The organism is Micromonospora sp. NPDC049497 (assembly GCF_044465805.1).
Taxonomy (GTDB): domain Bacteria; phylum Actinomycetota; class Actinomycetes; order Mycobacteriales; family Micromonosporaceae; genus Micromonospora.
In genome coordinates this window covers 127,142-141,226 of the sequence record NZ_JBITMC010000016.1, presented here as the reverse complement: position 1 = coordinate 141,226, position 14,085 = coordinate 127,142, and the positions used below count along the sequence as shown (strand labels likewise).

The 14,085-nt window shown below is 69.4% G+C and carries 10 protein-coding genes; 6 read left to right on the top strand and 4 right to left on the bottom strand.

What is annotated here, in order from left to right:
• Positions 1-221: 221 nt before the first annotated feature.
• Complete coding sequence (locus ACIBR0_RS21665; protein WP_396718323.1) at positions 222-425, top strand: hypothetical protein; 204 nt, start codon at positions 222-224, stop codon at positions 423-425.
• Positions 426-724: 299 nt separating this feature from the next.
• Here the strand turns inward: ACIBR0_RS21665 and ACIBR0_RS21660 are convergent, their stop codons facing one another.
• Positions 725-976 carry a hypothetical protein gene (locus tag ACIBR0_RS21660; RefSeq protein WP_396718320.1) on the bottom strand — a complete coding sequence of 84 codons (252 nt, stop codon included), beginning with the start codon at positions 974-976 and terminating at the stop codon, positions 725-727.
• Between the two features lie 345 nt (positions 977-1,321).
• Between ACIBR0_RS21660 and ACIBR0_RS21655 the strand changes: the two genes are divergently transcribed.
• Entirely contained in the window at positions 1,322-2,479 is a 1,158-nt protein-coding gene (locus ACIBR0_RS21655) for a hypothetical protein (RefSeq protein WP_396718318.1), read from the top strand.
• 757 nt (positions 2,480-3,236) lie between these two features.
• On the opposite strand, the gene ACIBR0_RS21650 is transcribed toward ACIBR0_RS21655, so the two are convergent.
• A complete protein-coding gene (locus ACIBR0_RS21650; RefSeq protein ID WP_396718317.1) occupies positions 3,237-3,947 on the bottom strand; it encodes an HAD family hydrolase in 711 nt (236 codons plus the stop codon).
• Between the two features lie 872 nt (positions 3,948-4,819).
• The gene (locus ACIBR0_RS21645; RefSeq protein WP_396718315.1) at positions 4,820-5,455 is read right to left on the bottom strand and encodes a hypothetical protein; all 636 of its coding nucleotides are present in this window, start codon (positions 5,453-5,455) and stop codon (positions 4,820-4,822) included.
• A gap of 262 nt (positions 5,456-5,717) precedes the next feature.
• On the opposite strand from ACIBR0_RS21645, the gene ACIBR0_RS21640 reads away from it, so the two are divergent.
• Together ACIBR0_RS21640 and ACIBR0_RS21635 are read left to right on the top strand one after the other, a co-directional pair.
• Positions 5,718-6,878 (top strand): tyrosine-type recombinase/integrase, encoded by a 1,161-nt coding sequence (locus ACIBR0_RS21640; protein ID WP_396718313.1) that lies wholly within the window; start codon positions 5,718-5,720, stop codon positions 6,876-6,878.
• Positions 6,879-7,145: 267 nt separating this feature from the next.
• Positions 7,146-7,952, top strand: a complete 807-nt coding sequence (locus tag ACIBR0_RS21635) for an HAD-IB family hydrolase (RefSeq protein ID WP_357039201.1) — start codon at positions 7,146-7,148, stop codon at positions 7,950-7,952.
• A 45-nt stretch (positions 7,953-7,997) separates the two neighbouring features.
• Here the strand turns inward: ACIBR0_RS21635 and ACIBR0_RS21630 are convergent, their stop codons facing one another.
• Positions 7,998-8,744, bottom strand: coding sequence for an oxidoreductase (locus ACIBR0_RS21630; RefSeq protein WP_396718311.1), 747 nt, complete (start codon positions 8,742-8,744; stop codon positions 7,998-8,000).
• A gap of 264 nt (positions 8,745-9,008) precedes the next feature.
• Here ACIBR0_RS21630 and acs point away from each other — a divergent pair, with 264 nt between their 5' ends.
• Positions 9,009-11,003 (top strand): acetate--CoA ligase, encoded by a 1,995-nt coding sequence (gene acs / locus ACIBR0_RS21625; protein ID WP_396718309.1) that lies wholly within the window; start codon positions 9,009-9,011, stop codon positions 11,001-11,003.
• Between the two features lie 268 nt (positions 11,004-11,271).
• Positions 11,272-14,055 (top strand): immune inhibitor A domain-containing protein, encoded by a 2,784-nt coding sequence (locus tag ACIBR0_RS21620; RefSeq protein ID WP_396718306.1) that lies wholly within the window; start codon positions 11,272-11,274, stop codon positions 14,053-14,055.
• The last annotated feature ends 30 nt before the right edge of the window (positions 14,056-14,085 follow it).

The window sequence follows — 14,085 nt, the reverse complement described above, 5'->3', positions numbered from 1 at the left end:
GTCGCTAACCCACTTACCGGAGACCTCTTCAGTTATCGATCACCGCCACGCCGTGACCCCACCCGGCCAACACCCACTTACGAAACGCGCCCTAGCGGAGGCGCAACCCGACCTCGCCGATCCCGCGGTCCACCTGTCGTCACGATCGCTGGTCGTGCATAAGGTCGGAGACGGTCACGTCGTCTTCGTCGCGAACGGCTGCGACGGGTTGCTTTATCGGGATGTCACTGGACAATGGCATCGGCTGGGAACGCCGCAGGGGGGGCGAGGGCTACTACTTCGAGCCGCCGCCACGTCTGCCCACCGACCCCCGTCCAATCGACCTGACCTGGTACGCGGTCGGAACCGTCGTGTTGGCGGTCCTGCTGGCCGGCACGATCCCCAATGACATCAGGAAATCGTTCCCCTTGGGGACCGTGTGGTAGGTAGTCCTCGTGGCGCTCGCGGCCGGGGCTGTGGCACTGCTGGGCGCCAGGTACCCGGACGTCGGCATGTTCCCAGGCTTCTTCTACGGCGTGCCCATCATCCTCGCCGCGCTGATCATCGGCAGCTCTACCGCACTAGGTATCGGTCGCCGCCGAGAAGGCTCCCGCGCACCGGGTCGCGGGCGCTGACGTGCCGGTCAGTTGAGCGGTCACCTCTTCGCTTCGCTGCCACTTCCGCGCCGACGGCTCCCGGAACTGTACGCCGCCGACCGCGTTCGCGTCCGCCGCTGACCTGCTCATTACGAGTCGGTTCCGGGGCACTGGTCAGCCGCTTGATCCTCTGCTCGACGTGGTTGTCCGCGTCCGTGCTCGTCCGCTGCTGCTCGCCAGTTTGGCTGCTCGCTTGGCTGCTCGGCCTCCAGCCGCCGGTACACGCCGTCGAGCACGTCGACCGCCTCGACCAGGCTGCAGCCGAGCTGTTCTCGGATCAGAACAAGGGCTTGTACGTTGCGTCCCGTCCGGACCGACTCCTCGATGGCGGCATTGACCATGCGACCAGCATCCACGGGACCAGCGGAAAGAGGACACTGGCACGGCCATGGTCAAAGTGCTTGACACTGCCGCCGGCCTGCCTGCTCGGGGTTCTCGGCTCGTTGTCTTTGCGCGCGGTTGGGGTCGAGCAGCGGTCACCCGGCTCCCGCAGGGAGACGCCATCCTGCCGAGTCAACAGCTGAGACCGGCCGGCCAATTGAGCCGGCGCCAATTCGGCGATAGATTGCCCTCGCTGAATTGCGCACAGAGGTCCGTCTCACACGTCAGAGAGAACGGGTGAAGATCCAATGCCGCGTCTCCGCCGCACGCTTATCCTACCGGCCATTCTGCTCGGCATTGTCCCCATGCTCGTCGTCCCCGCCGGCACCGCCCACGCGGCGGAGCCGGTCGACGTGTTCATCGCGGACGTCGACGACAGGCCGGACCCGGCCTACTCGCACTCGACCGTCTCCTATGTCATCTCGGTGGGCAATCGGGGCCTAGGCACGGCGACCGCGGTGACGCTGACCGCGCAGCTGCCCACTGGTGTGTCCTTCCAGCCATCCGGATCGGACGAGCGATGCAGCCCCACCCTCACCACGGTGACCTGCGATCTGTCGACGGTGTCGGGGACCGGCATGGCATCCCCGCTGGTCATCGGCGTCACGCCGACCACGGACCGGCTGCTGTCGATGACCTTCACCGTGTCCGCCGCCGAGCCCGACGCCGACGTGTCCGACAACACGCAGACGGAAACCACCACCGTGACCATGCCCGTCGACGCCGACGTCTCGCTCAATCTCGACGCGGGCGCCGGTCCGAGGTACGCCGGGGAGCCGTTCTTCATCTCCGCCGGGTTGTTCAACTTCGGTCCAGCTCCCGCCACCGGCGCGACGACGGTGCTGCGGCTCCCGACCGGGCTCTCCGTCGAATCATCCGGCGCCTCGTGCATCCCGGACGTCGCCGGAGCCGTCTGCACGATCAGGCCGATGGACCTTCCTCCCACGGGAGGAAGCGTCGCCCTTCTCCAAATGAGCGCGTCCGCTGCGGGGGACTACACGATTTCCGGGTCCCTCACGGCGGATCAGCCAGACCCGCAACCGGCGAACAACACCGACTCCGTCACCTTTACGGTGATGCCGGCCGCGGACGTGGCCGTCACGGTTGTCGAGTCGGCGGACCCCACCGGCCCCGGTCAGCCGCTCACCTACACGGTGACGGCCACCAACCACGGCCCGTCCCCAGCGTCGGCGGTAAGCCTGACCGACAGGTGGTCCGGGGCGGTTTCCGGCGGCCTCACGCTGCTCACCGTCGGCGCGTCGCAAGGCCAGTGCGTACTGATCGCACCCGACCGGATCAACTGCGAACTCGGTCAACTCGCCAGCGGCGCCACGGCCGCCGTGACGATCCGGCTCCGCCCGAGGGGAGTCGGTTCGGTCACCAACCAGGCGCAGGTAACAGCGACCGAGCACGACCGGGACCCGGCGAACAACCTCGCCACCAAGACGACCTTGGTCCGGTGAGGCGACAAATATTGGTGAGTGCGAAGGGTTTCTAACCTACGACCCCTCGCTTGTAAGTTCTGGGCGCTCGGTCCGGCGCTGTCTGCGTGCATCCGTGCCCTCGGGCGAGTGGCCGCCCTCCTTCGCAAGCGGTCGTCCTCGTCTGGGTCCGTTGCTGTCGCCGTTGCTGCCGTCGGCTAAGCCCGTGGGATGATGCGGTCATGTCGACAGCGCGAAAGAGCCGTGCCTCGTAGATCATCAGGGCAGGTCCGGGTGGGCCTCCGTCGGCAACCACGGGCCGGAGAACGGATCGCCGTGGTGCCGGGCATTCCTCGCCGAGGCCAGTTGGCGATTGCTCAGTTGGAGCGGGCACGCATGCACCCTGGTGCAGTCGCCGAGGCCCTGCGAGGCTGGAAGCTGTATGTTCGCGCCTCGCGGCACCAGCGGGAAGAGATGCGCGGGTGTGGCGAGCCGTCATGCTGTCCGGATCCGCTCGATCACCGTCGCGTCCTGGACCTCGCCATGCGAGCCCTGCCACCGGTCGCGGCCGGAGTGCTCCGCCGACGCGTCGAGCAGTTGGATGCCTCCATCGCAGACCCGGATGAGCTGCCAGGCTCATGAGCACACTGGTTGACGGGTGATGCTGGGCCGAAGCACCGCTAGTGTCAGACGTTGAAACGGAACTCAGGGCTGCCGCCCCGCGACTGGGGTGATCTGTTCAGAAAGCCGGTCACGCCCCGTCTTGGGCTCACGTCATTGGTCGCTGGTTGCCGACGTTTCACGCTGTCTTGTGCCCCGTGTGTGCCCCGGACGGCACCCTGGCCTTGAACGGCTCTCGGAGCATGGCGGGCAGGTCGCCCAGGGCAGCGCAAGCCGGGCCACCCCATCTGGGGTCGGTGTCGTTGTGCTCCGTGGTCCGGAAGACGGTCATGCCGACCGCTGCCGCCCCGGCCAGCTCACCGTCTGCGCCGTCGCCAACAAAGATGCACTCCGCCGGCCCAACGCCCAGGCGCTCAGCAGCAAGCTGGTAGATCGCCGGGTCTGGCTTCGACAGCCCGACATCGCAGGAGAAGACCGCAACGTCGAACCGGTGGGCGAGCGGACTCTGCGGCCATGCCTCGGCAGCGTCCGAGGTGGCGTTGCTGATGAGGGCCAGCGGATGCCCGTCGTCGCGTAGCGCGTCGAGCACGTCCAGGGTGGCGGCCGAGACACCGTGCAGCACCCGGCGCCCGAGTGCCCGCCGATGCTCACCGGCCCGTGCCACCTGTTCGTCGGTCGGTGTGCCGCCGAGACGCCTGGCGAGGATACGGATGGTCTCCTCCACGTCCCACCGGACTAGCCGGTCCCGCCAGGTAACGTGGTACGCGGCGACCAGCGCGGCCGGATCCACCCCGACCATGACCGCCATCTCGCCGACTACCCGGTCACGCTCCTCGTCAGCACCCTGGATCAGGGTATGGAAGAGATCGAAGATCACTGGCCGAGACATGTGAGGATCCTACTGAGATCGCCACCGCTGCCACCTTGCTTGCCATCCCGTCTGCCATCGACCCGCCCCTCTGGGGAGCGGGCCGGCGCCCGGCCCGCCACGCCAATCGGACCTTGACACACGTTCGGACGCTGGTGGGTCGGGCGCCGGTCTGCTCGGCTTGCCCGGGTCGATGGCAGGCGGGATGGCTCCCTTCCACAACCACCCACGGACCCGGCATCTGCCGACGGTCTTCGGCCATCCTGGAGCCGGAGCGCCCCCGCCGGAGGCGCAGTGACCGCAATCCCGCGACCGCCGCCAGCCTGCCGACGCGGCCGGCCTGCGCTGCGCTACGCCGCGCGGGCTGCTGGCCGTGCGGCCCGGCCGGCTGCCGGCCCACCACGCTCGCCTTCAACGGTCTGTCGTTCTGCGGCGGCCCTCCGGGCTTCCCGCTTTCCGCGCCAGCCGCCGGGCGTTAGGCGTGACGGCCGCAGAGCGACAGCGGCAGCGGCCGGCGCGCGCCCTGGCGGCGGCGCGTGCGGCCCGTTGCGGGCCGCCTTGAAGACGTACAGAAACTTTGAACAGCTTTGCCGACAGCCGGCCGGCTCGTACGTCTGTTCGAGTAGGCTGCTGCCGGTGGAGGTTCGTGGGCTCTGGTGGAACGGGTCGTGGGGCCGTATGGCGCGGCGCGACATCTAGCTGCTCTCGGACGGCCGGCTCTGGCGGGTCCGTGGCCGCCTCGGAGGTGACGGAGGGCAGGAGGTGTCGTACGACTTGCTGGACGAAGCCTCCGCCTGCGAGATGGTCGATCGGATGATGAAGACGTCGGCCGGCACATGGCGGGATCTCACGGAGGCGGTTCGGAAGGAATCCAACCGCCGACGCACAAACTATTACCGGTAGTCACTCAAGGGCTGGGGCCTAGCGATGAGATCAGCAGCTTGTGGCTGTGCACGTTTCTCCGTGAGTTGTGCCCGGACGTCTGCCGCAAACCGCCCGTGCCCCTCTACCTGCAGTGAAGAGAGGTCCCTCGACACGTGCGCACGCGCGAGCTTCTGCCACGAGAACGGTTGACCGACCACAGCCCCGGTTAGAGCGAGAATGCCGCCGACCGCCATCAGCGCCAGAATCGAGTCGTCGAGCATCCGGGTAATCCACAGGAAGCGGACAATGCCGAGAAGGTAAGTGGCAACGCCGAGAACTAGGACTGTGATGCCGACGACGTACCTGCGGTGCAGGGCGAAACATTGGTCGCAGTAGGGCCAGGCGCGAAACTTCATGGGCGGCCATTTGGCGCGTGCTGCCCGGGTGGCCAGGAGCGCCACTGGTATCGCCCCGAGCAGCCCGCAGCCGTAGCCGACGATAAGCCCGCACAGGATCGCGCCTATCCAAGCCCATGGCGGAATCCGCTGGCGGAACTTGACGGGAAGTCTGTCCTGCGCCGGTTCGCCATGCCGTGCACACACTCTTGGCCCGACCGCGTTAACCCAGCCCATCGGCAGTTCAACCTTTTCCGTCCATTGGTTCATGCGGCACCCTCCCGTCGGCCCGCGCATCATACGAGGGACGGAAAGCTGTTGGGGGGGCATGAGGTCGCCTGTACGGACGCATGGACCGGGTAAAGGTACGTAGCCGCTGGTAGAACCAGCGTGGGGCCGCATCGCCTGGCGGGACATCTGGCTGCTCTCGGACGGCCGACTCCGGCGCATCTATGGCCGCCTGGGCGGTGACCGCGCGTGGCGGCAGCTGCTCAACGGCAGACGTCTGCCCGGACGTGCACACCGCACCACGGTGGCAGCTCGGCTGCCCACACCCGCCAGCCGCCGGCGTCTCGCCGAGTCTCGAACCGCCACGGGTGAGCTGCCGAAGTGGGGTGACTGGCCGCTCGGGAAGGTCGACTTCATGTCGGTGCAGGAGTGGGTGAGCGACCTCCGCCGCGACCTCGCTCCAATGACCGTGGCCAAGTGCTACCAACTGCTGTCCATGATCCTCCGGACGGCGGTACAGGCACGGCTGGTCGCCACCAATCCCGCCGAGGGGGTGAAGCTGCCCCGCGACCGGTCCCGCGACGTCAAGCCGGTCACGATCAGCCGGGAGGACTTCTTCGGCCGGCTGCTGCCCGCCGTCCCACCTCGGCATCGGGGCATCGTCTCCGCCGCCGCCGGGGCGGGACTGCGCTGGGGTGAGTGCGCCGGACTGACCTGGTCCTCGGTCGACCTCGACCGGGCATCGCTGCGGGTGGTCCAGGTGGCCGAGGAGACTCACGGCGGGATCGTGCTGCGCCCGTACCCGAAGAGTCGCGCCGGGGTCCGGACCGTGCCACTGCCCGGATTCCTCCTGGCCGCGCTCCGCGAGCTGCACGCCGCCGACGACGAACCCGAGCCACACACCCTCGTCTTCCGCGACCGGGTAGGGCGGCCGCTGCGGCGGTCGAACTTCCGGCGGCGGATCTGGCTGCCCTCGCTGGTGCGCGCCGGCCTGCTCGGCCAGGTCGTCAACACCGGCCCACATCGCTACCGCGCGACCTGGCCGGACCGGGAGGGCGTCGAGTGGTCGGCGGAGTTCACCACCGAGCGGGAAGCCGTCGCCTGTGTGGCGGCCAAGGCCGTCGGCGGGATGCGGTTCCACGACCTGCGGCACGCCTACGCCACCTGGCTGGTCACCGACGGCGTGCCGATCAACCTGGTGCAGCGGGTCATGGGGCACGAGCAGGCGTCGACGACCCTGGATCGTTATACGCACACCCCGACCGACTGTGCCGCTCGAATCTTGGATGCCTTCACGCTGCCTGCTGACGATCTGCTGACTCCGGACCGGGCAACACCCTCCGAGAGCGCGTCGGATGAGAGCAAGGAGGGTCTGTGGGCTTGGCCGGAGCACGTACCCGGGAAAGGGACGACCCCCGTCGGGGGGAGACGGGGGTCGTCGAAGGTTCGGCTCCGGGGGGGTTGAGCCGAACCCACTCAGCGGCCGCGGGGGGTGCAACCGCTGAGGGCCTGTCGGTTGTCCGAGATATGAACACTCGTCGTAGTGACAAGTTTGCCTGAGCGAACCTGGCTACGTCGAGTGTTGTAGCCTCCACTCCCCGCGAATTGATGTTCGCAGAGTGTGACTGTCGTCACTGTGGGCAGAGGCCGGCGCGGTCGGCCCGCAGGTCCTAGGGGTTGGTAGACCCCGGGCACCCGCCGACGATAGACCATCGGACTAGACTTTCGCGCCGTGGGCCGAAGTGCCGCTTTCTTCGATCTGGACAAGACCGTCATCGCCAAGTCGAGCGCCCTGGCGTTCGGTCGGCCGTTCTACCGGGACGGGCTGATCACTCGGCGTGACGTCGTCAAGTCGGCGTACGCGCAGCTGATGTTCCGGCTGGGCGGCACCGACGAGCAGACCATGGCTCGGACCCGCGACTACCTCGCCACGCTGTGTAAGGGCTGGTCGGTGGAACAGGTGCGCCAGATCGTCGCGGAGACGCTCCACGAACTGATCAACCCCTACGTGTACGCGGAAGCCGCCGCCCTCATCGAGGAGCACCAGGCCGCCGGCCGGGACGTCGTCCTGGTCTCCGCCTCGGGCGAGGAGATGGTGCGTCCCATCGGCGCCCTGCTCGGGGTGACCGACGTGATCGCCACCCGGATGGGCGTCGTGGACGGCCGCTACAGCGGTGAGGTGGAGTTCTACGCGGCCGGCCCGAGCAAGGTCGACGCGGTCGGCGAGCTGGCCACCGCGCGGGGGTACGACCTCGCCGACTCGTACGCGTACTCGGACTCGTACAGCGACCGCCCGCTGCTGGAGTGCGTCGGCCACCCGACGGTCGTCAACCCGGACCGGCAGCTGCGCCGGCTGGCGGTGGAGAACGCGTGGCCGGTGCTGGAGTTCCGCCATCCGATCCCGCTGGGTCGGCGCCTGCGGGAACGTCCCGCCGTCCCGGTCGCCGCCGCCGCGCTCGGTGTGGGTGTGGGGGTGGCCATCGGCATCGCCTGGTACGGCCGGCACCGCCGGACCCGCGCCACACCGGCCACGGCCTGACGCCGGATCCGCCCGGGTCCCGGTCCGCCGCAGCGCGCGGACGGGTCAGCTCGCGGCGAGGACCTCGTCGCCGATCACGGTGAGCTGGTCGGCGCCCACCTCCACCGCCGCCATGTAGTGCCGCAGCCAGGAGCGCAGTCCGTCCGGGGTGCCGGTGGCGAAGGCGCCGGCCGACCCCACGTACTCGGGCTCCCGCTCGTGGTGGCCGACGTCGACCGCGAGCAGGCCGCGCGGGTCGAAACCGCTGGAGAGTAGGACGAGCCGGGCGGCACCCCGGGCGACGACGCCGGACGGGCCGGCGAAGGGGCGCAGGTTCAGCAGCTCGCCGTGCACCACCGCCGCGAGGACCAGCGGGGAGACCTTGGTGCCGCCGGCCACCAGGCCGGCCAGCCCGTCCAGCCGGGCGGCGACCACCGGGTCGGCGACCGGCCGGCCCAGCTCCGCCTCGGTCACGACGTCCCGGGCGGCGAGCACGTGCAGCTTCGCGAGGGCCTGCCGGGGCGCCTTCGGCCACAGCTCGGACAGGCCCGGCAGCGCGCTGGCGACACGTAGTGCGCCCTGGACCACCGGCTCGGTGACGGTGCCCGAGCGGACCGCCTCGCGGTCGTTCGCGTACCCCTCCAGGGCGGCGCTGGCCACCGCGGACCGCAGGCTGACCTCGGCCGCTACCTGGCCGCCGTGCCGGCGCAACGCGCGGTGCCCCAGCGCCTGGTCGAAGCGCTCGCGGGCCCGCTCGACGGCGGGGGCGATGTCGGCGAGCGCGAGCAGCGGGGCGAGCGGGTCTGCGGTCACCCCGCCACGCTATCGACCGCGCGGCCCGGCCCGCCCACGAGCCGGCCGGAACGCGACCGGCGCCACCCGTGCGGCTGTTAAGAAGGGGCCCTTCCTCTACCGCAGACGTTAAGCGGGGGCCCTTCCTTTCACCGGGGAGCCGTCCGGCGCGTGCGGCGGGCCGCTCGGCGCGGTTCCGACGACGCGTGGTCGCCGCCACCGGGCGTCCCGACTACCCTCTCCTGCAACGAGACGCAGGTCACCCGAGCGACGAGGGAGCACGGCATGAGCGAGGCATTGGCCAACTTGCTGAACGAGACACGCCAGTTCCCGCCGCCGGCCGAGCTCGCCGCGAACGCCAACGTCACCGGCGACGCGTACGCCGCGGCGGACGCCGACCGGCTGGCCTTCTGGGAGCGGCAGGCGGGCCGGCTGAGCTGGGCGAAGCAGTGGGATCAGGTCCAGGACTGGTCGAACCCGCCGTTCGCGAAGTGGTTCGTGGGCGGGCAGCTCAACGTGGCGTACAACTGTCTGGACCGGCACGTGGAGGCCGGCCGGGGCGACAAGGTGGCGATCCACTGGGAGGGCGAGCCGGGCGACACCCGCACGCTCACGTACGCGGACCTGCACCGGCTGACCTGCCAGGCGGCGAACGCGCTGACCGACCTGGGGGTGACCGCCGGGGACCGGGTGGCGATCTACCTGCCGATGATCCCGGAGGCGGCGGTCGCGATGCTGGCCTGCGCCCGGATCGGCGCCACGCACAGCGTGGTCTTCGGTGGCTTCTCGGCCGACGCGCTGACCAACCGCATCCAGGACGCCACCGCCAAGGTCGTCATCACCGCCGACGGCGGTTACCGGCGGGGCAAGCCGTCGGCGCTGAAGCCGACGGTGGACGAGGCGGTGGCCAACTGCCCGTCGATCGAGCACGTGCTGGTCGTCCGCCGCACCGGCGAGGAGGTCGCCTGGTCGGCGAAGGACCACTGGTGGCACGAGACGGTGGAGACCGCGTCGGCGGAGCACACCCCGGAGGCCTTCGACGCCGAGCACCCCCTGTTCATCCTCTACACCAGCGGCACGACGGCCCGGCCGAAGGGCATCCTGCACACCACCGGCGGCTACCTGACCCAGACGTCGTACACGACGCACGCGGTGTTCGACCTCAAGCCGGACACGGACGTCTACTGGTGCACGGCCGACATCGGCTGGGTCACCGGCCACTCCTACATCGTGTACGGGCCGCTCTCCAACGGCGCCACCCAGGTCATGTACGAGGGCACCCCGGACACCCCGCACAAGGGCCGGTTCTGGGAGGTCGTGGACCGGTACAGGGTCACCATCCTCTACACCGCGCCGACGCTGATCCGCACGATGATGAAGTGGGGCGAGGACATCCCGGCCGGGTACGACCTGTCGTCGCTGCGGCTGCTGGGCAGCGTCGGAGAGCCGATCAACCCGGAGGCGTGGATGTGGTACCGGCAGCACGTGGGCCGGGGCGCGCTGCCGATCGTCGACACGTGGTGGCAGACCGAGACGGGGGCCATCATGATCTCCCCGCTGCCGGGCGTCACGGAGACCAAGCCGGGCAGCGCAATGACCCCGCTGCCGGGCATCGCCGCCGACGTGGTGGACGACCAGGGTGTGTCGGTGCCGAACGGCGGCGGCGGGTACCTGGTGCTGAAGGAGCCGTGGCCGTCGATGCTGCGCACCATCTGGGGCGACGACAACCGCTTCCTCGAGACGTACTGGTCGCGGTTCGGCGCGGGCGCCGGCGCGAGCGGCGAGGGCGAGTGGGTGTACTTCGCCGGTGACGGTGCGAAGAAGGACGACGACGGGCACATCTGGCTGCTCGGCCGGGTCGACGACGTGATGCTGGTGTCCGGGCACAACATCTCCACCACCGAGGTCGAGTCGGCGCTGGTGTCGCACCCGTCGGTCGCCGAGGCGGCCGTGGTGGGTGCCACCGACCCGACCACCGGGCAGGCGATCGTCGCGTTCGCCATCCCGCGCGGCAGCGCGGACACCACCGGCGAGGCGGGCGAGCAGCTGATCACCGAGCTGCGCAACCACGTCGCGAAGACGCTCGGCCCGATCGCCAAGCCCCGGCAGATCATGCTGGTGCCCGAGCTGCCGAAGACCCGTTCCGGCAAGATCATGCGCCGGCTGCTGCGGGACGTGGCGGAGCACCGGTCGCTCGGCGACGTGACGACCCTCCAGGACTCGTCGGTGATGGAGCTGATCTCCTCGGGGATGGGCGGCGGGAAGTCCGACGAGGACTGACGGCAGGCGTACTCCCCGGTGGGTGGCGGTCCGCGCGGGCCGCCACCCACCGTCATGTCTTACGGCTGTACGCCGGAGGGCCCGAGCGGTGTTACATCGGTCGGTCGGTTGAGCAGGGAGAAGCTGAACGGACACAGGCCGGCTCCAGGACTGTCGTTCATGTTGTTTCTGATTTATGTTCACGCAGGTCGAACAGTTCGATGGATGTCACATCGACGTCCGCGTGCCGGCCGACTCCTCCTCACCCATGCCCGAGAAATGGAGTGGCATGAACCAGAAATCCCAATCCGGGTCGCGTCGACGGCTGCTCGTCGCGCTGCCCGCCGTCGCCCTGGCGGCCGCGTCACTGACCGTGACCGGCAGCTCGGCGGCGGCCGAGTCCGGGCCCACCCGGGCCACGATCGGGGCCGACGAGTACTACATCAACTACTCGGAGCCCGCCGTCCAACCGGACAGCGACGGTCGCGAGGTCAAGGGCAAGGGTGGCGTCCACGCGCCCGCCGTCGACGAGGCGCGGGCGTACGACCGCAAGTTCGCCCGGGGCAACCCGGTGACCGCCAAGCAGCTCGCGAAGATCGAAGCCGAGGCGATCAAGACGGGCAAGAACCCACGGCAGATCAAGCAGGCCAAGGGCACCCAGACCGCCAAGCTGCTGACCCTGCTGGTGGAGTTCAACGAGAACGCCAACGACGACTTCACCAACGTCATGGTCCCCAAGACGGTCTTCGAGGACCGGAGCTGCGTCCTCGGCACCGTCCAGAACGGACCGCTGCACAACAACATCCCGAACCCGGCGAGCCTGCCGAAGCTCGACAACAACTCGATGTGGGTGCCGGACTTCTCCCCCGCCCACTACAACAAGATGCTCTACACCTCGGAGGGCATCACCGAGCGGGTCCGCACCGACCTGACCGGGCCGGACGGCAAGCCGGGCATCAACCTGGCCGGCCGGACGATGCGCAACATGTACCTGGAGATGTCGAAGGGCGCGTACACGGTCGACGGGCAGGCCAGCCCGTGGATCAAGGTGCCGCACTCCGAGGGCTGGTACGCGGCCTCCCGCTGCTTCCAGGACGAGAACGGCAACTGGGTCGCCGGGCGGCAGCAGTCGATGAACGGCCACCCGGACAACCCGCAGGGCGCCGGGCGGCTGGCCACCGACGCGATCGACACGCTCGCGAAGATGGACCCGAACTTCCCGTGGGCCGACTACGACATCGAGGACCAGGCCGACCGGGACGGTGACGGCAACGTATTCGAGCCGGACGGCGTGATCGACCACCTGGTGCTGGCGCACGCCGGCAAGGGCAAGTCCGCCGGTGGTGGCGCGCAGGGCACCTACGCCGTCTGGGCGCACTCGTCGTCGATCGTCGGCGGGTACACGATCCCGGGCACCGAGCTGACGGTGTCGAACTACATCGTGCAGCCGGAGGACGCCGGTGTCGGCGTCTTCGCCCACGAGTACGGCCACGACCTCGGTCTGCCGGACCTCTACGACACCTCGGGCAACGCCGACTCGGACGTCGACTTCTGGGACCTGATGGCCTCGGGCTCGCACTCCGGTGAGATCTTCCAGGCGCTGCCGACCCACATGGGCCTCTGGGACAAGTGGATCCTCGGCTGGGCCGACCCGCTGACCGTCACCCCGGGCTCGTCCCCGCGGGACGTGCAGCTGGGCCAGACCTCGCGGACGCCGGTGGGCACCAGGGACGGCATCAAGATCAACCTGCCGAACAAGGTGATCACACTCGCCACGCCGCACAGCGGCGCGAACATGTGGTACTCCGGCTCCGACCAGGACTGGGCGGACGTCAAGATCGCTCGTCAGGTGGCGGTGCCGGCGGCGGCCGACGCGAAGTTCTGGATGTGGAACAACTTCGTCATCGAGGCCGACTGGGACTACGGCTTCGTCGAGGTCTCGACCGACGGCGGCACGACCTGGGCCGAGCAGAAGGTCTACGACTCGACCGGCAAGCTGGTCACCACCGACGACGGCTACGCGGACCCGAACGGCCGCATGGTCGACTTCGGCAACAAGAAGTACGGCCTCACCGGTGACACCCACGGCTGGCGGCACGACTACGTCGACCTGTCGGCGTACGCCGGTCAGACCGTGCAGGTCCGCCTCCGGTACGCCACGGACGAGGCGTTCCTCGAGAAGGGTTGGTTCGCCGACGACTTCTCGGTGACCGGCGGCGGCACCACCACGTGGAGCGACGACGTCGAGAACGGAACGGCGGGCTGGACCGCCACCGGCGGCACGTTCGTCGACACGACCGGCGCCGGCTGGCACATCGACGGCGGCACCTCGACCCAGGCGCACTACTACCTGGCCGAGTGGCGCAACTTCGACGGGTTCGACGAGGGCCTGAAGTACGGCTACGACACCGCCTACTCGCGCGACGCGTGGAAGGTCGACAAGATCTCCTACAACGCGCCGGGCATGCTGGTGTGGTACCGGGACACCACGATGGGCAACGACAACCACGTCACCGCGAACTCGACCGCGCTGCCGAGCTACGGCTCGAAGGGCGGCCTGCTGATCGTGGACTCGCACTTCGACCCGTACCGCCGTCAGGGCGAGGCGGCCGTCAAGGACCCGTCGACGCTGGACAACCTGCCCAGCCGTCCGCAGTCCGCCAACGCGGCGTTCTCGCTCAACCCCACGTACCCCTTCAAGGAGTGCCTGGAGGCGACGGGCGAGCCGTACAGCGAGTACTGCACCAGCTTCGGTGCCCAGCCGGCGGTGTCGGCGTTCACCGACGCCAAGGGCTGGTACCCGGGCATCGAGGTGCGTGGCTCGTCGCTCTTCGCCCGGGACGTCGACGCGTCGGTGGTGATCCCGTCGAAGGGCAACGTGCCCTACACGACCCGCGTCACCAACGCCGACGGCAGCCCGGCCACCGGGCTGTACGGCACCGACCTCGGGTTCACCGTGCTCGGCAGCGGCAACCCGGGTGACCAGGACGCCGCGTACGGCGTCACGATCACCATCAAGAAGACGGCGAAGGACAACTCGTACGCCACGGTCCACGTGACCCCGGCGAACTGACCGTTTCGCCCGACCGGCAACACGGCGGGG

Bases quoted from the DNA above. Each gene is read 5' to 3' on its own strand.
- ACIBR0_RS21665 (WP_396718323.1), top strand. From the start codon at position 222: ATGTCACTGGACAATGGCATCGGCTGGGAACGCCGCAGGGGGGGCGAG.
- ACIBR0_RS21660 (WP_396718320.1), bottom strand. From the start codon at position 976: ATGGTCAATGCCGCCATCGAGGAGTCGGTCCGGACGGGACGCAACGTA.
- ACIBR0_RS21655 (WP_396718318.1), top strand. From the start codon at position 1,322: ATGCTCGTCGTCCCCGCCGGCACCGCCCACGCGGCGGAGCCGGTCGAC.
- ACIBR0_RS21650 (WP_396718317.1), bottom strand. From the start codon at position 3,947: ATGTCTCGGCCAGTGATCTTCGATCTCTTCCATACCCTGATCCAGGGT.
- ACIBR0_RS21645 (WP_396718315.1), bottom strand. From the start codon at position 5,455: ATGAACCAATGGACGGAAAAGGTTGAACTGCCGATGGGCTGGGTTAAC.
- acs (WP_396718309.1), top strand. From the start codon at position 9,009: ATGAGCGAGGCATTGGCCAACTTGCTGAACGAGACACGCCAGTTCCCG.
- ACIBR0_RS21620 (WP_396718306.1), top strand. From the start codon at position 11,272: ATGAACCAGAAATCCCAATCCGGGTCGCGTCGACGGCTGCTCGTCGCG.